The following is a 16,430-nucleotide window of genomic DNA, read 5'->3' as shown; positions in this document are numbered from 1 at the left end:
ACCGGAATGGAGGGACTTGTTAGCTATGAGGTTTGGGCGAAGTCAGAAGTTCGATTGATTTTGCGGGTCATTGCAAAACCCGTGTGGGAGCCGGGCTGGCTCCCACACGGGGATCGCATTTACTTGCCTGGAGTCAGCGTCAACCGCGTCTTCCCATACACTCGCTCAAAGTTCTGCGGCTGCATCGGCAGACCGATGTACTGGCCCTTGAGCCAGGGATCGATGCCGTTGAGGTAGTTCGGACTGGCCGGGTTACCCGATTGCCCCGTGCCGTTCTGGCCCATCAGCGGTTCGCTCTGGCTGAAGTCGACGATGAAACGCATCGACGGCGCCCGGGTGGTGTTGAAGTCCTGACCCCAGGCAAATGCCGCGGTGTTCAGGGTGGTGTGGTCGCCTCCCGCTGCGATCGGACCGCGAACGGTCTGGCCGTTGGCGTTTTTCCATTCGTAGCGATGCAGTTTGCCCCACTGCCAGGCTTTGCGGTCGCCACCCAGTTGACTGTCGCCGGCGCTGATCGCCGCTGCCAGGCTGCGGGCGAGAATCGTCGGTTTGTCTTCTTTCTGCGGCGTGCGGGCGTCGTCCCAGAACGGGCTGTCCTCGCGGCCCAGCAAATGATCGGCCTGCGCCGAGTAGGACAAGTCGCCGTTGGCGATAAACGCTTTCCACGCCGGGCTGTTCTGCGGGCCGAGTTCGTCGAGGAAGATCTGCTTCATGCTTTCCTGCAGAAACAACTCGTAGATCGCCGCATCGGCGGAGGTCGGGCTGAGCTTGCCGTCGAACGCCATCAAGCGGGTGTAAGCCTCGCGTGCCTTGCTGCGGTCGGCTTCCGGCAGGGCGTCGATCGCCTGTTTCAGCGGCTGCGCCATGCCCGGGGCTTCGAACATCTTCTTCAGCTTGGCGGCGAAGGTGGTGGTCTGGTCGTACTGCATGGCGATCATGCTGCGGCCGTCCTGTTTACCGCTGCCGGCCAGTTCCGCGAGGCGCTCGCCACGCTCCGGTGCGGCCCAGGAGTTGGACAACTGCATGCCGTAGCCGTGAGGGATGACCCGCTGGTTGGCTGTGCCGAGCCAGCCCTGCGCCGGATCCTGATCGTACGGGTGCAGCATCGGGTCGGCGTAACCGTCCCAGTCGTAGCGACCGTCCCAGCCCGGCGACGGCAGCAGGCCTTCGCCTTCGCGGCGGTTCGGGAAACGCCCGGTGACCTGCCAGCCAATATTGCTGGCGTCGGCAAACACCAGGTTCAGCGCGATGGCACGGATTTCCCGGCTGGCGTCCGAGGCGCGTTCAGCGGTTTGCGCGCGGCTCAGATCGAAAAACGCATCGAGGGATTTGTCGTCGGTGAAGCTCGGCGTCTGCAACGCCAGACCGAAGCCAGCACCCTGTACAGCGGCCTGAGCGCTGTTGAGCAATGCGCCGTGGCGGGTTTCGTACACCGCCTCGCGAATCGGCCGCTGGCCTTTGACGAAGTAGGTTTCGTTGCGCACGCCCAGCGGTTGCCATTTGCCGTTGACCTCGTAGGTCAGGCTGCTGCCCTGGCGTCGGATTTTTTCCAGGAACAGGTCCTGGTTGTCGCCGAAGACGCTGGTCGCGCTCCACGCCACTTTGCCGTTGAAACCACCTAGCACCATCGGCAGACCGGCCACGGTCACGCCGGCGGCCTGGTATTTCGGTGCGTGAATCTGCACGAAACTCCACAGCGACGGCGCGGCCAGCGGGCCATGGCTGTCGCTGGCCAGCAGGCTCTTGCCGCTGCGGCTGCGTTGCGGGGCAATCGCCCAGTTGTTCGAAGTGCTGGCGCCGAGCAGGTTCATCGCCGCCAGTTGTTCGCTGGCGTTGCTCAGTTCGCTCAAGCCGGGAATCTGCCCGTTGAGCTTGATGCCTTGCAACTTGTCGGCTTCGGCTACTGGCAGGTTTTCATCGGGGGCGGAGGGGGTCAGCCAGGCGAGCTTGTCGGTAGTGACGGTCTGCGCCAGCACCAGCGAGGCGATTTCTTCCGGCAGGTTGGCCGACTGGCTGAAGTTCAGCAGGCAGAAAATCAGCGCCGAATCTTCCGGTTTCCAGTATTCAGGCTTGTAGCCGCTGGAAGCCAGATCCCCCGGCAACTTGTCGGCGTAGCGGAACAGGTAGGCGTTGACGCCGCGCGCATAGACTTCGAAGAAGCGTTTGAGCCGTGGCGACGAGGCCTTGTACAGCTCGCCGGCGCTTTTCTTCAGGTTGACGGCGCGCATGTAGCGGTCGGCGTCGAGCATCGACGCGCCGGACATTTCCGCCAGACGGCCCTGGGCCAGCAGGCGCAGGGTGACCATCTGATTGATGCGGTCGCTGGCGTGCACATAACCGAGGGCGAACAGCGCGTCGTGGAAGCTGTTGCTTTCGATCAGCGGCATGCCCATGGCATTGCGGCGTACCGAAACGTTCTGCGCCAGGCCCTTGAGCGGCTGCACACCGGAGGTCGGCGGGAGGGAATCCTGAGCGTTCCAGGTCTGGCAACCGGAGAGGCTCAAGACACCGGTCACTGCTGCGGCAACGCCGAACCGGGGAAGAAAATGTGAAAGGGCTGGCGAGGCCATGGCAAAGCTCCTGCGGGGGTGTAGAGGCTGGGGGCGCAATAAAGCCGCTACGTTAGTGAGCAGGAGGGGGCCGCGCAAGCGGGGCAAGCGGTTATTTCTTCCCGTTGATCGTTCCCGCGTACGGGAACGATCAGGCCGGGTCACTCAAGCCTTCGGCGGATTGATCTTCTGCACCAGCGCGTAGGCCTTCACGGTCGCCGGACGATCCTTGATGTGGTTGAACCAGCGCAGCACATTCGGGAAGTCTTCCAGATTCTGGCTCTGCCATTTGTGCGAGACGATCCACGGGTAGATCGCCATGTCGGCGATGCTGTATTCGCTGCCGGCGACGAACTCATGGTTGGCCAGCTGCTTGTCCAGCACCCCGTACAAACGTGCGGTTTCATCGATGTAGCGCTTGATCGCGTAGGGGATTTTTTCCGGGGCGAACTGGCTGAAATGATGGTTCTGCCCGGCCATCGGCCCCAGCCCACCCATCTGCCAGAACAGCCATTGCAGCGCCACCTGACGGCTGCGCAGATCCTTGGGCAGGAACTTTCCGGTCTTTTCCGCGAGGTACAACAGAATCGCCCCGGACTCGAACAGCGAAAACGGCTCGCCGCCATCGGCCGGCTCATGATCGACGATGGCCGGGATGCGGTTGTTCGGCGCGATCTTCAGGAAGTGCGGCTGGAACTGCTCGCCCTGGCTGATGTTGATCGGGTGCACGTCGTAGCGCAGGCCGGCCTCTTCGAGGAACAGGGAAATCTTGTGGCCGTTGGGCGTGGTCCAGTAATACAGGTCGATCATGGAAAGCTCCAAATCAGGAAGGGTACGGACAGCAAACGCCGGCTTCAGGTTGTCCTGTGTGCGTTCGATAGCTTGCTTAGTGACAGGAGGTGATGCTCAAGTACGGGAAATTCAATGACCGCGCGTGAGAAAAATCGCCATGGAGCTTCAGGCCAACGCTGCACTGATCATCATCGACCAGCAAAAGGGGATTCTGGAGCCGCGTCTGGGGCGGCGGAACAATCCGTTGGCCGAAGAGCGGATCCTCGACCTGCTGAGCTTTTGGCGGCGCAGCGGGCGGATGGTGATTCACGTGCAGCACTTGTCGCGCTCGCCGGATTCAGTGTTCTGGCCAGAACAGTCCGGGGTGGAATTTCAGGATAGGTTTCTGCCGCAGGACGGCGAGTGGTTGATCCAGAAACAGGTGCCGGACGCGTTTTGTGCAACAAAGCTTGAAGTGAAGTTGCGTGAGGCCGGGATCGGGCAACTGGTCATTGTCGGCGTGGCGACGAACAATTCAGTGGAGTCCACGGCGCGCACGGCGGGCAATCTGGGGTTCGAGGCGTGGGTGGCGGAGGATGCGTGCTTTACCTTCGACAAGGCTGATTACTTCGGTACGTTGCGTACGGCTGAAGAGGTGCATGCCATGTCGCTGGGGAATCTGGATGGGGAGTATGCGACGGTGGTCGATACCGAGCAGGTTCTGGCAGCAGGCTGAAAGCTGCGGAGGAGAGTGCTATCGCGAGCTGGCCCGCGATAGCGATCTAACGGGCGAAACGAATGTCCGCCCGAAACATCAAGCGCCGTGGCACTTCTTGAATTTCTTGCCGTTGCCGCACGGGCAAGGGTCGTTGCGGCCGACGTCTTTCAGGGCGTTGCGCACCGGTTCCTGGTGGGCGTGGCCGCAGTTCGGGCCGTGGACATGGCCATGGTCGTGATCATGGTGGTGATGGTCATGATCGTGGTTGCAGTCAGGGCCATGGACATGAGGTTGCTGGGTCATCGGGGTCACTCCGTAATCAAATCGGCGGGGATTATCACGCCATTGCGTTCCAGGTGCACGTAGTGAGCGATGAATAAACCGGTTTCCATCTCGCCTTGCAGCCGGTAGGGAACCTGCTGGTGCGGATTCTTCAGCATTTTCACCACGTCCTTGACCTTCGGCCACAGGTTGGTGCGGATCGGCACCTTATAGAAAGCACTGCTTTTGGCGCCGACGGTGATCCAGTGTTCATGCTCGCCCTCGGCCAGCAGCATGTCCGCCAGATGTACGCGGTATTCGAGGCCGCGCACGGTCAGCTCGCTGTCATTGGGATTGTCGATGCGAAAGTGCAGGATGAATTTCTGTTCGAGCAATTTGGCGCGCACCACTTCGACTTTCACCAGGTGCACGGCGGGGTCGTGGGTGTCGTCGGCGAACCATGAGGCACAGCCGCCGAGCCCCAGAAACAACAGCAGCGTGAAGGCTTTGAATGTGTGCCATTGACCGACCATCGCAGAACTCCCTTTTGCGCCCAGTCTAGTCGCCACTCACCTCACGCGCCGAAATAGCCCGCGCAACACTTCTTGAACTTCTGCCCGCTGGCGCAAGGGCAGCTGTCGTTGCGCCCGAGCTTGAGCTGTACGGTCGGATCGATGAAGTACCAGCGCCCGCCGTTCTGTACGAACGAAGATCGCTCGCGGTGACTGTGCTCACCCTGACTGTCGTGCCAGCGCGCGGTGAAGGTGACGAAGGCGTGTTCCGGCTGGCCGCCGAAGACTTCCGAGCTCTCGACGTTGAGGCCGAGCCAGGTGCTCGATGCGCTCCAGTTGCTGATCGACTGCTGATCCAGCTCGGCCTGCTGGGCGGGCAGGGTGGTCGCCACCAGATAATCGATCAAGCCCAGCACATAGGCGCTGTAGCGCGAACGCATCAGGGCTTCGGCGCACGGAGCCGGATGGCCCGCATGATAATGGCCGCAGCAGGCATCCAGCAGGTTGCCGCTGCCGCAGGGGCAAATGGCTGTACTCATTGCATTACCACCAGTATTTCCCGAAGTTTTCCGGATTGGCCCAGAACCGCGAGTTGAGCCAGTCGGGGACTTGTTTGTAGTCAAGCAGATCATAGGTGAACAGGGTCAGCACCTGCTCATCCCGGGCGAAGCGTTCGCTGGCCTGCAGAGCCAGAGAATAGAAATCGGTTTCCTGCCAGCCACTGGCCGGCAGGTCGGCCAGCACGGCAATGCGGCTGGCGTTGAGGTTGCGGATCCCGCCGAGCAGATTCAGGCCATCACGCTTGGGCAAATGCTCCAGGCAATCGACCACCAGCGCGAGGTCGAAACGCTGTGCGGCGAGGTCTGCGGGCAAGGCGCCGGGCGCGGCGTGGGCGACGCAAGTGTCCGGATGTGCATCCTTGAAAGCGGCCAGCGCCGGAAATTCGCTGGCGCCGATCAGCAGCAGACGTGCCGGGGCGTAGCGGTCGAGCAGAGCGGCCAGTGCCTGCTGTGGCGTGCGGGAAGAAATCGCGACGTTCATCGAAGCTCCTCAATCAGATCGCCAAGACTAGCCTGCCCGAGCGTCAAGGCCTAGATCTCTGTTCTGCGGGTTTGCGGCAAATGCATTGAAGCCCTGTGAACACGCTCGCAAACAGCAGTGGCCTATTGCTGGCGGAGATTAAAACTCCGGTCTTTACTCCCTGAATCGGTTCTAAGCCGATCCCTCAGGAGAAAACTAGATGAGCATAGTTCGGACAGCATTACCCTTGGTTCTGCTAACCAGTGTGTTGACTGGTTGCGCAGGTTTGCAGAAAACCGACTGGCCGACCTGTGCGGCAGTCGGTGGTGTCGTCGGCGCGGGTCTCGGGGCGACGGAAAGCTCGTCCTGGGCCGGTTACGGCGCGTTGCTGGTCGGCGGTACGGCGGCAGCCTATTGCTGGGTGCACGGTGATGGCGATGAAGACGGCGACGGTGTGCCGGACAGTCGCGACAAGTGCCCGCACACGCCTCGCGGCACCAAGGTCGACGCAGACGGCTGCCCATTCCCGGCCCCTGCACCCGTGGTTGAAGAAGCTGTAGTGGTCAAGGAAGAAACCATCGTCATCCGCGATGTGCACTTCCAGTTCGACAAAGCCACCCTGACGCCTTCCGACAAGCTGGTGCTCGACAAGGTCGCCACGCGCCTGAAACAGGAATCGAGCACAGCGCGGCTGACCGTGACCGGTCATACCGACAGCGTGGGCAGTGATGCCTACAACAAGAAACTGTCGGATCGTCGGGCGCACTCGGTGGTGGAATACCTGATCCATGACGGTGTGCCACGTTCCAGCTTCGTTTCGGTGACCGGTGCCGGTGAAAGCCAGCCAGTGGCGGACAACAAAACCGCCGATGGCCGCGCGCTGAACCGTCGCACGGAAATCAAAATCGAGCGTTGATGCCCTCGCATCCGCGGCTTGTGCAGTCGAGGATGCGGGTCTTTACTCCTGTGTAACCGGTATGGGCCGGTGACACAGGAGCTTTCATATGAGTGTTCTCTCACGGTCCGTCTTACCGGTGCTGCTGGCAGGCAGCCTGTTGACCGGCTGCGCTACCCACAGCGATGGCACTGCCCCCCTCAATCAACGTACCTGGCCGATCTGCAGCGTCATTGGCGGACTGGTCGGCGGCGGTCTCGGCGCCATTGAAAACGGTGGCTGGGCCGCAGGCGGTGCGGCACTGGGTATCCTCACCGGCGGGCTGATCTGTTATGCCCAGGATGGCGACGAAGACGGCGATGGCGTGTTCGACCGCCGCGACCGTTGCCCTGACACTCCACCGAACACACCGGTCGATCATCGCGGCTGTCCGCTGCCGCAATACCCGGTCACCGAGAAACCGGCCGAACCGGCCCCGCAATCCGAAGTCATCACCCTGAGCGATGCCGGCAACGTGTTGTTCGCGTTCGACAAGTCCGACCTGACCCCGGCCGCGAAAAGCCAGCTGGATGCGCTGATGGACAAGTTGCGCAATGCCGACGTGGTGAGCATCAAGGTGATCGGCCACACCGACAGCAAGGGCACCGATGCCTACAACCAGGCTTTGTCGGAACGTCGCGCGAGCAGCGTGGCGGCCTATCTGTTGAGCCAGGGGCTGGCGCCGGAAAAACTCACCAGTGAAGGGCGCGGCGAGCGCGAACCGGTTGCCGACAACGAGACCGAAGAAGGGCGCGCGCAAAACCGTCGTGTGGAACTGCACATCAATCGCTAGGAATCTTCTGTAGTCCGCAGGCTAGAGCTGTCGGTCGACGATCAACGTCGAACCGGCAGCCATCCGACGAGTGCCCGGAACTTTTTTATTTGCCCCTCTGGCTTATCCCGTACGGAAGCCGTTACTGTGCGCCCAAAGAATAATTCGCAACACGGGGGAGCGTATGAAGGTGTTCTGTGGGCTGGGGCGATTGTTGACCCTGGTGTTCTGCTGCGTGGTACTGGCCAATCAGCTGGTACCGTTTGTTCATCCGTTGCATCTGCTGGTCAATCTGGCTGGCGTCCTGCTGCTGGCCATCCACCTCCTTGAAGTGCTGCTGTGCAACGCCAGCCTCAAGGCGCGGCCGCACCCATGGCGTGATCGTGGCCGTGTCCTGCTGTTCGGCGTTTTCCACCTGCAAACCATCCCGGCCCCGGCCGCTCCGGAGGCTTCCCATGCGTAAACTCTGCCTGCTCGCTGCATTCATCAGTCCCCTGGCCTGTGCCCAGGTGGTCAGTGTCGAAGCCAACTCCCTGATGCGTCTGCCCAACACGGCCAGCACGTTGCAGCTGGAAAAACTGGTGGTCGCCGATTACGGCACCTTGCTGGTGCCCTCGAACGTGACCGAGCTGAGCGTCGGCGAATTGCAGCTGGGCCACGAGGCGCGCATTGCGATCGTGCCAAGTGAACAGGCGCTGGACATGAAAGTCATCCGCGCCCGGTTTGCCGACGGGAGCCGCATCACGGCCCACGGCGCGCCGGGTACTTATGAAAAAGCGGCTCGCGCCGGGCGTAACCTGAACCTGCAATTCAAGACGCTGGAGGCTCCACGGCTGATCGTCGATGCCCGTGGCGGCACCGGTGCACCGGGCTTTGTCGGGCTCGACGGGGCCAACGGTCAGGAACCGGGCTGCACCTGGGGCCAGGCCGGGCACGGCTTCGACGGCAGTGATGGCAGCAACGGCCAGCCTGGTGCGCCGGGCGCGCTGGTGCGACTGGAAGTGCCGCGGGAGTTTCCGGCGGAGCTGATCAAGGTCGACGTGGCCGGTGGTGCCGGCGGGGCGGCAGGGCCGGGTGGCAAACCGGGCGCCGGTGGCAAGTCCAAGGGCTGCCTGGTGTATCGCGCCGATGGCGGCAAGAACGGCAAGCCGGGGGTTGACGGGCAGCCGGGGCCGGCCGGTGCGGCGGGTTCGGTTACGGTTCAGCGCCTGTAAGCGAATCGCTGTCTGATCGTTCCCGCGCTGCGGGAACGATCAGCAATACGTCAGAACGAAGGTCGCGCGGCCGCAATCGCCACCAGCAGCACGCCGACCAGCAAATTGATCCCCACCACCCGACGAATCCGTCCCAGCACCGCCGCACCCGCCGGCCAGTCCTTCGCTTCGACCGCCGTGCGCAATTCCGGCAGCATCAACCCCTGAACCCGGATGAACAGCGCGGTCATCACCACGTATAACCCCATCATTACCTGCACGTACTTCGGCGCAGTCTCGAAGCCGATGTGCTGCAGATGCAACATGCCGACCCCGGTCACCGGCAGCAGAATTACCGCACCCCACACCCAGCGGAAAAAACCTTGAAACACTTCCACCCACAGGGTCAGCCGTCCGGGGCCATCCAAAGCCTTTACAGCCGCGGGGCGCAGCACCATCCAGGCGAAAAACATGCCGCCGACCCACACCAGGGCGGCGAGGACATGAAGGGGGTAAACGAGGCTAAAAGGTGTCATTGGGGTACTCCGTTCTGCGCGGGACTGATTAGCGGGGTATGATAGCCGCCGAACCGAACCACTGAAAATTTATCCAGCGTTTTTGCGCCCGACACTCAATGATCAGCACTGAACTCAAAACCACGATCCAGGGCGCCTACTCGCGTTTTCTAGAGGCCAAGAGCCTCAAGCCGCGTTACGGCCAGCGTCTGATGATCGCTGAAGTCGCCAAGGTCCTCGGGGATATCGACACCGACGACGAAGGCCGGCGCAGTGGCGACCCCGCGATTGTCGCGGTGGAAGCCGGCACCGGTACCGGCAAGACCGTGGCCTACAGCCTGGCCGCGATCCCCACGGCGAAACTCGCCGGCAAGCGCCTGGTGATCGCCACCGCGACCGTCGCCCTGCAGGAGCAGATCGTCTACAAGGATTTGCCCGACCTGATGCGCAACAGCGGGCTGAACTTCAGCTTCGCCCTGGCCAAGGGCCGTGGCCGCTACATGTGCCTGTCCAAGCTCGACATGCTGTTGCAGGAAGGCCACGCGCAGACTGCCACGGCACAGTTGTTCGAAGAAGAAGGCTTCAAGATCGAGGTCGACGAGGCCAGTCAGAAACTGTTCACCAGCATGATCGAAAAGCTCGCCGGCAATAAATGGGACGGCGACCGCGACAGCTGGCCCAACGTGCTGGAAGACGCCGACTGGGCGCGCCTGACCACCGATCACAGTCAGTGCACCAACCGTCATTGCCCGAACTTCGGCCAGTGCGCCTTCTACAAGGCCCGCGAAGGCATGGGCAAGGTCGACGTGATCGTCACCAACCACGACATGGTGCTGGCCGACCTTGCGCTGGGTGGTGGGGCAGTACTGCCGGATCCGCGCGACACCATTTATGTATTCGACGAAGGCCATCACTTGCCGGACAAGGCCATCGGCCACTTCGCCCATTACACGCGCCTGCGCTCCACTGCCGACTGGCTGGAAACCACCGCCAAGAATCTCACCAAACTGCTGGCCCAGCATCCGCTGCCGGGGGACCTCGGCAAGCTGATCGAGCAAGTGCCGGAGCTGGCGCGGGAGATCAAGACCCAGCAGCAATTCATGTTCACCGCCTGTGAGCAGATCGCCGATTTCAAGCCCGGCGAAGATGTCGAAGGCCGCGAGCGCCCGCGCCATCGTTTCATCGGCGGGGTGATTCCCGAGCACATGCGCGAGATGGGCATCGAGCTGAAAAAAGGCTACGCCCGTCTCAATGACCTGTTCACCCGCCTGACCGACCTGCTCAAGGAAGGCATGGACGGTGAGGTCAACATCGGCATCGCCAGCAACCAGGCCGAAGAATGGTATCCACTGTTCGGCAGCCTGTTGTCCCGTGCCTCCGGCAACTGGGAGCTGTGGACCGCGTTCACCGCCGAAGACCCGGAAGAGAGCCCGCCGATGGCCCGCTGGCTGACCCTGGCCGAAAGCGGTTCGCTGTTCGACATCGAGGTCAACGCCAGCCCGATCCTCGCTGCCGAAACCTTGCGCCGCAGTCTGTGGAACGTGGCCTATGGCTGTCTGGTGACCTCGGCGACATTGACCGCCCTCGGCACGTTCGACCGTTTCCGCATGCGTGCCGGGCTGCCGAAAAAAGCCGTCACCGCCGTGGTGCCGAGCCCGTTCCATCACGCCGATGCCGGTGTGTTGCGGGTGCCGGACCTGAAAGCCGATCCGCGTGATGCCGCCGCCCACACCGCCGCGATCATCCGCGACCTGCCGGAGCTGGTCGAAGGCTCGCGAGGCAGTCTGGTGCTGTTCTCTTCGCGCAAACAGATGCAGGACGTGTTCGACGGTCTCGACCGCGACTGGCGCAAGCAAGTGTTCATTCAAGGCAACCTGTCGAAGCAGGAAACCCTGAACAAGCACAAGGCACGGGTCGATGGCGGTGATTCCAGCGTGCTGTTCGGTCTCGCCAGTTTCGCCGAAGGGGTGGACTTGCCGGGTGCCTATTGCGAGCACGTGGTGATCGCCAAGATTCCGTTCTCGGTGCCGGACGATCCGGTCGAAGCCGCGCTGTCGGAGTGGATCGAGGCCCGGGGTGGCAATCCGTTCATGGAAATCTCGGTGCCCGACGCCTCGCTGAAACTGGTTCAGGCCTGCGGCCGTCTGCTGCGCACCGAAGAAGACCGCGGCACCATCACCTTGCTGGACCGGCGACTGGTCACCCAGCGCTACGGCAAGGCGATCCTCAATGCGTTGCCTCCTTTCCGTCGTGAAATATCCTGAGACATCGGTGGGCAGTTTTGCCCGCCGCGTTGTCTATCTCTACGCCATCGCTTTTCCATTGGCCATTGCTGGTCGTTAGGGAGAAATCTGTTCTCATGATTCGTCGTTCGTTGCCTGCCCTTTTTGCCCTGGTTTTCGCTGCGCCTCTGCTGGCGGCATCTGCCGGGCAGCAGACCTTGTTCAACTTTGTCCGCCCCGCCGATGTGGTGAAAGTGGCGACCGAAAACGCCGACCTGCCACAAGCCAACGCCGAGCAGACCCCCGAGGGCGAAGTGCTGCGCCGGGTGACTTTCAACCCGGTGGCGCGTCCGACCCTGCGCCTGACCCCGCAGACCGGTGCCTGGGACTGGTCGCAGTCCGGGATGATGAGCCTGCGCATTCAGAGCGCGATGAACTGGGCGGTGACCGTTTACGTACAGATCCAGAGCAACGACGGCAAGACCCTGGTCAGCCGCGTCGATCTGCCGGCCGGCCCGGCGCAGACCTTGCTCGTGCCGTTGACCGCCACTTCGCCGCTGAGCCAGGGCATGAAGGCCGGGCCGTTGATGCCGATGACCATCGACGGGCAGCGCATCCTGCTGGCCAGCAGTTCCGGTGAGCTGGATCGTAGCCAGGTGGTATCCGTCAGTCTGTCGATGGACCAGCCGAAAGCCGCGCAAAGCCTGTTGCTGGAGCGCTTTGGCGTGCAGGACGAGGGCGAGGTGATCAAAGCCGCCTACGGCAATCTGGTGGACGCCTACGGTCAGTCGACCCGCAGCAAATGGCCGGAGAAAGTCGCCAACGACGAACAGCTGAAATCCGCCGCCGCCAGAGAACAGCAACAGCTGAAAACCTGGCTGGCCGAACGCGAGAAGTCGTCGCTGGACAAGTTCGGCGGCTTGAGCAAAGGCCCGACGTTCAAGGCCAGCGGCTTCTTCCGCACCGAAAAACTCGACGGTCGCTGGTACCTGGTGACGCCGGAGGGCCATCCGTTCTATTCCCTGGGCGTGAATACCGTCAGCCCCGAGGTCAACCAGACCTACGTGGCTGGCCGCGAATTCATGTTCGAGTCCCTGCCAAAACCCGACGAGCCACTGGCCGTTCACTTCGGTGAAGGCGACAACCGTGGTGGCAACGGGGCCGATCAGGGCCGTGGCTACGGCAATGGACGCTGGTACGACTTCTATGGCGCCAACCTGCAGCGCCTGTACGGCGAACCTTGCGCGACGCCGGCGGCCACCGAGAAAGCGCCTGCTGCGCCATGCAAGGCCGCCATCGACGAGCAGAAGTGGACCGGCCACACCCTCGACCGCCTGCAGGCGTGGGGCTTCAACACCGTCGGCAACTGGAGCGCACCGCAGCTGGGCGATGCCGAGCGCGTGCCGTACACCTTGCCGCTGTCGATCGTCGGCGATTACACCAGCATCAGCACCGGCAACGACTGGTGGGGTGGCATGCCTGATCCGTTCGATCCGCGTTTCGCCATGGCCACCGAACGCGCCGTGGCGATTGCCGCCCGCGATCACCGTGACGATCCGTGGCTGATCGGCTACTTCGCCGACAACGAACTGGCCTGGGCCGGTCCCGGTGACGATCCGAAGTCGCGTTACGCGCTGGCCTACGGCACCTTGAAAATGACCACCGACGTACCGGCCAAGCGTGCGTTCCTCAAGCAGTTGCGCGACAAGTACCGCAATCAGGCGGGGCTGTCGAAGGCCTGGGGTATCGATCTGCCGGCGTGGGAATTGATGGAAGACCCGGGTTTCGAGGCGCCGCTGCCGAATCCGGAGCACCCGGAAATCGAGGCGGACTTCAAATACTTCCAGAAGGTCTTCGCTGACACTTACTTCAAAACCATTTCCGATTCGCTGAAATGGCACGCGCCGAACCAGTTGCTGCTGGGCGGTCGCTTCGCGATCAGCACACCGGAAGCGGTGGCTTCCTGCGCGCAGTTTTGCGACGTGCTGAGCTTCAACATGTACACCCTGAAACCGCAGGACGGCTATGACTTCGCCGCGCTGCGCAGCCTCGACAAACCGGTGCTGATCACCGAATTCAACTTCGGCTCCACCGATCGCGGCCCGTTCTGGGGCGGCGTGACGCCGTTGAACAAGGAAGAGGATCGTGGCCCGGCCTACGCCAACTTCCTCAAGCAGGCGCTGAGCGAGCCGTCGATTGTCGGCGTGCACTGGTTCCAGTACCTCGATCAACCGGTGACCGGACGTCTGCTCGATGGCGAAAACGGTCACTTCGGTCTGGTTGGCGTGACTGACTTGCCGTATCAGGGCTTCGTCGAAACCGTGCGCAAGAGCAATCTGGCGACCCTCGATCAACTCGGCAAAGAAGCCGAGAAAGCCGCAGCGGCGGCGGACAAGGCCGGTCACGAGACCGAAGGCGGGCGCAAGGGCGAGGCCGGCAAAGGCCCGGGGCAGGGCGCCGGCCATACCGGCGGGCACTCCGGCAACGGTCATTAAGGCAGGACCGCCCGGCCCGCCGCTGTTCCCAAAACCCTCAAGGGCTGGAACAATGCGGGCCACTTTGTAGAGCGTTTTCGCGGGGGAGTTGCGGGTGCAGATTCAGGGACATTACGAGCTTCAATTCGAAGCGGTGCGCGAAGCCTTCGCGGCACTGTTCGACGATCCCCAGGAACGTGGCGCCGCGTTGTGCATCCGGGTCGGCGGGGAAACCGTCCTCGACCTCTGGGCCGGTACCGCCGACAAGGACGGCAGCGAAGCCTGGCACAGCGATACCATCGCCAACCTGTTCTCCTGCACCAAGACCTTCACCGCCGTCACCGCGTTGCAGCTGGTGGCCGAAGGCAAGTTGCAACTCGATGCGCCGGTCGCCCGTTACTGGCCGGAATTCGCCGCTGCCGGCAAGGAGTCCGTGACCCTGCGCCAACTGCTTTGCCATCAGGCCGGTCTGCCGGCCCTGCGCGAATTGCTGGCCCCCGAAGCCTTGTATGACTGGCAAACCATGGTCGACGCCCTCGCGGCGGAAGCACCGTGGTGGACGCCGGGCACCGGTCACGGTTATGCCGCGATCACTTACGGCTGGCTGATCGGCGAGTTGCTGCGCCGAGCCGACGGTCGCGGGCCGGGTGAATCCATCGTGGCCCGAGTCGCCAAACCGTTGGGGCTGGATTTCCATGTCGGCCTGGCCGACGAAGAGTTTTACCGCGTCGCGCATATCGCCCGTGGCAAAGGCAATGTCGGCGATGCCGCCGCCCAGCGCCTGCTGCAAGTGACCATGCGTGAACCCACCGCCATGACCACCCGAGCCTTCACCAATCCGCCGTCGGTGCTCACCAGCACCAACAAGCCGGAATGGCGGCGCATGCAGCAACCGGCGGCCAACGGCCACGGCAATGCGCGCAGCCTGGCCGGGTTCTACGCCGGTCTGCTCGACGGCAGCCTGCTGGAAAGCGAAATGCTCGACGAGCTGACCCGGGAACACAGCCTCGGCGAGGACAAGACTTTGCTGACCCGTACCCGTTTCGGTCTCGGTTGCATGCTTGATCAACCTGATGTGCCGAATGCCACCTATGGCCTCGGCCCAAGGGCGTTCGGGCATCCGGGGGCGGGCGGTTCCATCGGTTTTGCTGATCCGGAGCACGATGTGGCCTTCGGATTTGTGACAAATACCCTGGGGCCGTACGTCTTGATGGATCCGCGCGCGCAGAAGCTGGCGCGGGTACTTGCCACTTGTCTGTAAAGCGTTACACGAGGATCCAGGGCCGGAACCTCATGCGGTTTTTCGATTCAAAGCGTCTGTTTATCCGGGCGAAAGTCCTCTGATAGTCCATTACTAATTTTTGTGGGTTTCCAATGTCGTCCAAACAAACTCTCGCTCTGGCCCTGTGTTTCGCGATCACCGGTTGCGCTCAGACTCCCAAGAATGACGCCGATGGCGGCAGCTGGTGGCCGTTCGGTTCCTCCGACAAGGTCGCGGCCAAGGAGCCGGCTCCAGCGCCAGCACCGGTGAAACCCGCCGCTACCGCCCCTGTCGCCAAGACCGAGAGCAGCAGCCACTGGTACTGGCCGTTCGGCTCCGACGATTCGGCCGACAAGGCCAAGGCCGACGTGAAGCCCGAAGTCAAACCGCAAGCCGCGCCTGCCGTTGTCGCCAAGGCTGATGCCGATACCGGCAGCAAGTGGTGGTGGCCGTTCGGCGGCAAGTCTCAGGACACCGCCAAAGCCGTGCCGATGCCTGACCCGAAAGTCACCCAGGCCTGGCTCGACGACTACGAGCCGCGCCTGCGTGAGGCGATCAAGGGCAGCAACCTGCAATTCGAACGCCGTGAAAACGTCCTCGTGGTAACCGCGCCGGTTGAAGGTTCGTTCAACCCGAAACGCCCGGCCATGCTGTTGCCGGTGACCTTGAGCCCGTTCACCAATATCGCCAAGATCCTCGAAGCCGACCCGAAAACCGCGGTCCTGGTACTGGGCCACAGCGACAACGCCGGTGTCGCAGCCGACAACACCAAACTGAGCCAGGAACGTGCTCAGTCGGTGGCGGCAATCTTCCGTCTCAGCGGCTTGCAGCGTGATCGCCTGATGCTGCGCGGCATGGGCGCCGATGCCCCGCGTGCGGCCAACGACAGCGTTGAAGGCCGTGCTCTGAACCGTCGTGTCGAACTGCTGGTGACCCCGCAGAACACCATGGTTGCGCTGCTGAGCAAGTACAACATGCCGGCACCGAAGCCGGTGACCATGGTCGCTGCCCAGGACGTCAAGCCAGTCGCCAAGCCTGTGACTCCGGCACCTGCGGCGAAGAAAGCCGCTGTCCCGGCCACCAAAAAGGCACCGGCCAAGAAGGCCGCAGCCAAGGCTCCTGCGAAGAAGGCCCCGGCGAAGAAAACCGCTCCAGCCAAAGCGGCCGCCAGCGACAAGAAAGTCGCGGCGACCGACGCGGCAAAACAGTGATCCGCTAACGAAAAGGA

At 62.7% G+C, this 16,430-nt stretch carries 16 protein-coding genes; 9 read left to right on the top strand and 7 right to left on the bottom strand.

Annotation, left to right across the window (positions count from 1 at the left end; translation table 11 throughout):
- Positions 1 to 119: 119 nt before the first annotated feature.
- Together M5B44_RS02260 and M5B44_RS02255 are read right to left on the bottom strand one after the other, a co-directional pair.
- On the bottom strand, positions 120 to 2,570 hold the full coding sequence (locus M5B44_RS02260; RefSeq protein WP_248738115.1) for a penicillin acylase family protein: 2,451 nt from the start codon (positions 2,568 to 2,570) through the stop codon (positions 120 to 122).
- Between the two features lie 144 nt (positions 2,571 to 2,714).
- Positions 2,715 to 3,359: a glutathione binding-like protein gene (locus M5B44_RS02255; protein WP_248738114.1), complete on the bottom strand. Its 645-nt coding sequence runs from the start codon at positions 3,357 to 3,359 to the stop codon at positions 2,715 to 2,717.
- A gap of 139 nt (positions 3,360 to 3,498) precedes the next feature.
- Here M5B44_RS02255 and M5B44_RS02250 point away from each other — a divergent pair, with 139 nt between their 5' ends.
- Positions 3,499 to 4,056: a cysteine hydrolase family protein gene (locus M5B44_RS02250; RefSeq protein WP_248738404.1), complete on the top strand. Its 558-nt coding sequence runs from the start codon at positions 3,499 to 3,501 to the stop codon at positions 4,054 to 4,056.
- A 78-nt stretch (positions 4,057 to 4,134) separates the two neighbouring features.
- On the opposite strand, the gene M5B44_RS02245 is transcribed toward M5B44_RS02250, so the two are convergent.
- The 4 genes from M5B44_RS02245 to M5B44_RS02230 are packed head-to-tail and all read right to left on the bottom strand — an operon-like array spanning position 4,135 to position 5,852.
- The gene (locus M5B44_RS02245) at positions 4,135 to 4,341 is read right to left on the bottom strand and encodes an SEC-C metal-binding domain-containing protein (RefSeq protein ID WP_007955014.1); all 207 of its coding nucleotides are present in this window, start codon (positions 4,339 to 4,341) and stop codon (positions 4,135 to 4,137) included.
- A 5-nt stretch (positions 4,342 to 4,346) separates the two neighbouring features.
- Positions 4,347 to 4,832: an LEA type 2 family protein gene (locus M5B44_RS02240; protein ID WP_248738113.1), complete on the bottom strand. Its 486-nt coding sequence runs from the start codon at positions 4,830 to 4,832 to the stop codon at positions 4,347 to 4,349.
- A 41-nt stretch (positions 4,833 to 4,873) separates the two neighbouring features.
- Positions 4,874 to 5,350, bottom strand: coding sequence for a YchJ family protein (locus tag M5B44_RS02235; protein ID WP_248738112.1), 477 nt, complete (start codon positions 5,348 to 5,350; stop codon positions 4,874 to 4,876).
- 4 nt (positions 5,351 to 5,354) lie between these two features.
- Positions 5,355 to 5,852: a DUF6231 family protein gene (locus M5B44_RS02230; RefSeq protein ID WP_065261926.1), complete on the bottom strand. Its 498-nt coding sequence runs from the start codon at positions 5,850 to 5,852 to the stop codon at positions 5,355 to 5,357.
- A gap of 199 nt (positions 5,853 to 6,051) precedes the next feature.
- Here M5B44_RS02230 and M5B44_RS02225 point away from each other — a divergent pair, with 199 nt between their 5' ends.
- From M5B44_RS02225 to M5B44_RS02210, 4 genes are all read left to right on the top strand, one after another.
- Entirely contained in the window at positions 6,052 to 6,747 is a 696-nt protein-coding gene (locus M5B44_RS02225; RefSeq protein WP_248738111.1) for an OmpA family protein, read from the top strand.
- A gap of 88 nt (positions 6,748 to 6,835) precedes the next feature.
- The gene (locus tag M5B44_RS02220) at positions 6,836 to 7,558 is read left to right on the top strand and encodes an OmpA family protein (RefSeq protein ID WP_248738110.1); all 723 of its coding nucleotides are present in this window, start codon (positions 6,836 to 6,838) and stop codon (positions 7,556 to 7,558) included.
- A gap of 163 nt (positions 7,559 to 7,721) precedes the next feature.
- Positions 7,722 to 8,000 (top strand): DUF1145 domain-containing protein, encoded by a 279-nt coding sequence (locus M5B44_RS02215; RefSeq protein ID WP_248738109.1) that lies wholly within the window; start codon positions 7,722 to 7,724, stop codon positions 7,998 to 8,000.
- Positions 7,993 to 8,751, top strand: coding sequence for a collagen-like protein (locus M5B44_RS02210; protein ID WP_248738108.1), 759 nt, complete (start codon positions 7,993 to 7,995; stop codon positions 8,749 to 8,751). The genes M5B44_RS02215 and M5B44_RS02210 overlap by 8 nt, the downstream gene beginning before the upstream one ends.
- Positions 8,752 to 8,801: 50 nt before the next feature.
- Here M5B44_RS02210 and M5B44_RS02205 read toward each other — a convergent pair whose 3' ends face one another.
- Positions 8,802 to 9,266: a CopD family protein gene (locus tag M5B44_RS02205; RefSeq protein WP_248738107.1), complete on the bottom strand. Its 465-nt coding sequence runs from the start codon at positions 9,264 to 9,266 to the stop codon at positions 8,802 to 8,804.
- Positions 9,267 to 9,364: 98 nt separating this feature from the next.
- On the opposite strand from M5B44_RS02205, the gene dinG reads away from it, so the two are divergent.
- The 4 genes from dinG to M5B44_RS02185 all read left to right on the top strand — a co-directional run bounded on the left by dinG (position 9,365) and on the right by M5B44_RS02185 (position 16,413).
- Positions 9,365 to 11,509, top strand: coding sequence for an ATP-dependent DNA helicase DinG (dinG, locus tag M5B44_RS02200; protein ID WP_248738106.1), 2,145 nt, complete (start codon positions 9,365 to 9,367; stop codon positions 11,507 to 11,509).
- 95 nt (positions 11,510 to 11,604) lie between these two features.
- Positions 11,605 to 13,962 (top strand): beta-agarase, encoded by a 2,358-nt coding sequence (locus M5B44_RS02195; protein ID WP_248738105.1) that lies wholly within the window; start codon positions 11,605 to 11,607, stop codon positions 13,960 to 13,962.
- A 94-nt stretch (positions 13,963 to 14,056) separates the two neighbouring features.
- Complete coding sequence (locus M5B44_RS02190; RefSeq protein ID WP_085712940.1) at positions 14,057 to 15,202, top strand: serine hydrolase domain-containing protein; 1,146 nt, start codon at positions 14,057 to 14,059, stop codon at positions 15,200 to 15,202.
- 113 nt (positions 15,203 to 15,315) lie between these two features.
- A complete protein-coding gene (locus M5B44_RS02185; protein ID WP_248738104.1) occupies positions 15,316 to 16,413 on the top strand; it encodes an OmpA family protein in 1,098 nt (365 codons plus the stop codon).
- Positions 16,414 to 16,430: the final 17 nt, after the last annotated feature.

It is taken from the genome of Pseudomonas sp. MWU12-2029, assembly GCF_023242425.1.
In the GTDB taxonomy this organism is placed as follows: Bacteria; Pseudomonadota; Gammaproteobacteria; order Pseudomonadales; family Pseudomonadaceae; genus Aquipseudomonas; species Aquipseudomonas kribbensis.
The sequence above is the reverse complement of the archived record's forward strand: the minus strand, read 5'-3'. Positions and strand labels throughout refer to the sequence as shown.

What these genes read in the sequence shown, in the direction of transcription:
- M5B44_RS02240 (WP_248738113.1), bottom strand. Translation starts at nt 4,832, where the DNA reads ATGGTCGGTCAATGGCACACATTCAAAGCCTTCACGCTGCTGTTGTTT.
- M5B44_RS02225 (WP_248738111.1), top strand. Translation starts at nt 6,052, where the DNA reads ATGAGCATAGTTCGGACAGCATTACCCTTGGTTCTGCTAACCAGTGTG.
- M5B44_RS02195 (WP_248738105.1), top strand. Translation starts at nt 11,605, where the DNA reads ATGATTCGTCGTTCGTTGCCTGCCCTTTTTGCCCTGGTTTTCGCTGCG.
- M5B44_RS02260 (WP_248738115.1), bottom strand. Translation starts at nt 2,570, where the DNA reads ATGGCCTCGCCAGCCCTTTCACATTTTCTTCCCCGGTTCGGCGTTGCC.
- M5B44_RS02250 (WP_248738404.1), top strand. Translation starts at nt 3,499, where the DNA reads ATGGAGCTTCAGGCCAACGCTGCACTGATCATCATCGACCAGCAAAAG.
- M5B44_RS02210 (WP_248738108.1), top strand. Translation starts at nt 7,993, where the DNA reads ATGCGTAAACTCTGCCTGCTCGCTGCATTCATCAGTCCCCTGGCCTGT.
- M5B44_RS02230 (WP_065261926.1), bottom strand. Translation starts at nt 5,852, where the DNA reads ATGAACGTCGCGATTTCTTCCCGCACGCCACAGCAGGCACTGGCCGCT.
- M5B44_RS02220 (WP_248738110.1), top strand. Translation starts at nt 6,836, where the DNA reads ATGAGTGTTCTCTCACGGTCCGTCTTACCGGTGCTGCTGGCAGGCAGC.
- M5B44_RS02245 (WP_007955014.1), bottom strand. Translation starts at nt 4,341, where the DNA reads ATGACCCAGCAACCTCATGTCCATGGCCCTGACTGCAACCACGATCAT.
- M5B44_RS02235 (WP_248738112.1), bottom strand. Translation starts at nt 5,350, where the DNA reads ATGAGTACAGCCATTTGCCCCTGCGGCAGCGGCAACCTGCTGGATGCC.
- M5B44_RS02185 (WP_248738104.1), top strand. Translation starts at nt 15,316, where the DNA reads ATGTCGTCCAAACAAACTCTCGCTCTGGCCCTGTGTTTCGCGATCACC.
- dinG (WP_248738106.1), top strand. Translation starts at nt 9,365, where the DNA reads ATGATCAGCACTGAACTCAAAACCACGATCCAGGGCGCCTACTCGCGT.
- M5B44_RS02215 (WP_248738109.1), top strand. Translation starts at nt 7,722, where the DNA reads ATGAAGGTGTTCTGTGGGCTGGGGCGATTGTTGACCCTGGTGTTCTGC.
- M5B44_RS02205 (WP_248738107.1), bottom strand. Translation starts at nt 9,266, where the DNA reads ATGACACCTTTTAGCCTCGTTTACCCCCTTCATGTCCTCGCCGCCCTG.
- M5B44_RS02255 (WP_248738114.1), bottom strand. Translation starts at nt 3,359, where the DNA reads ATGATCGACCTGTATTACTGGACCACGCCCAACGGCCACAAGATTTCC.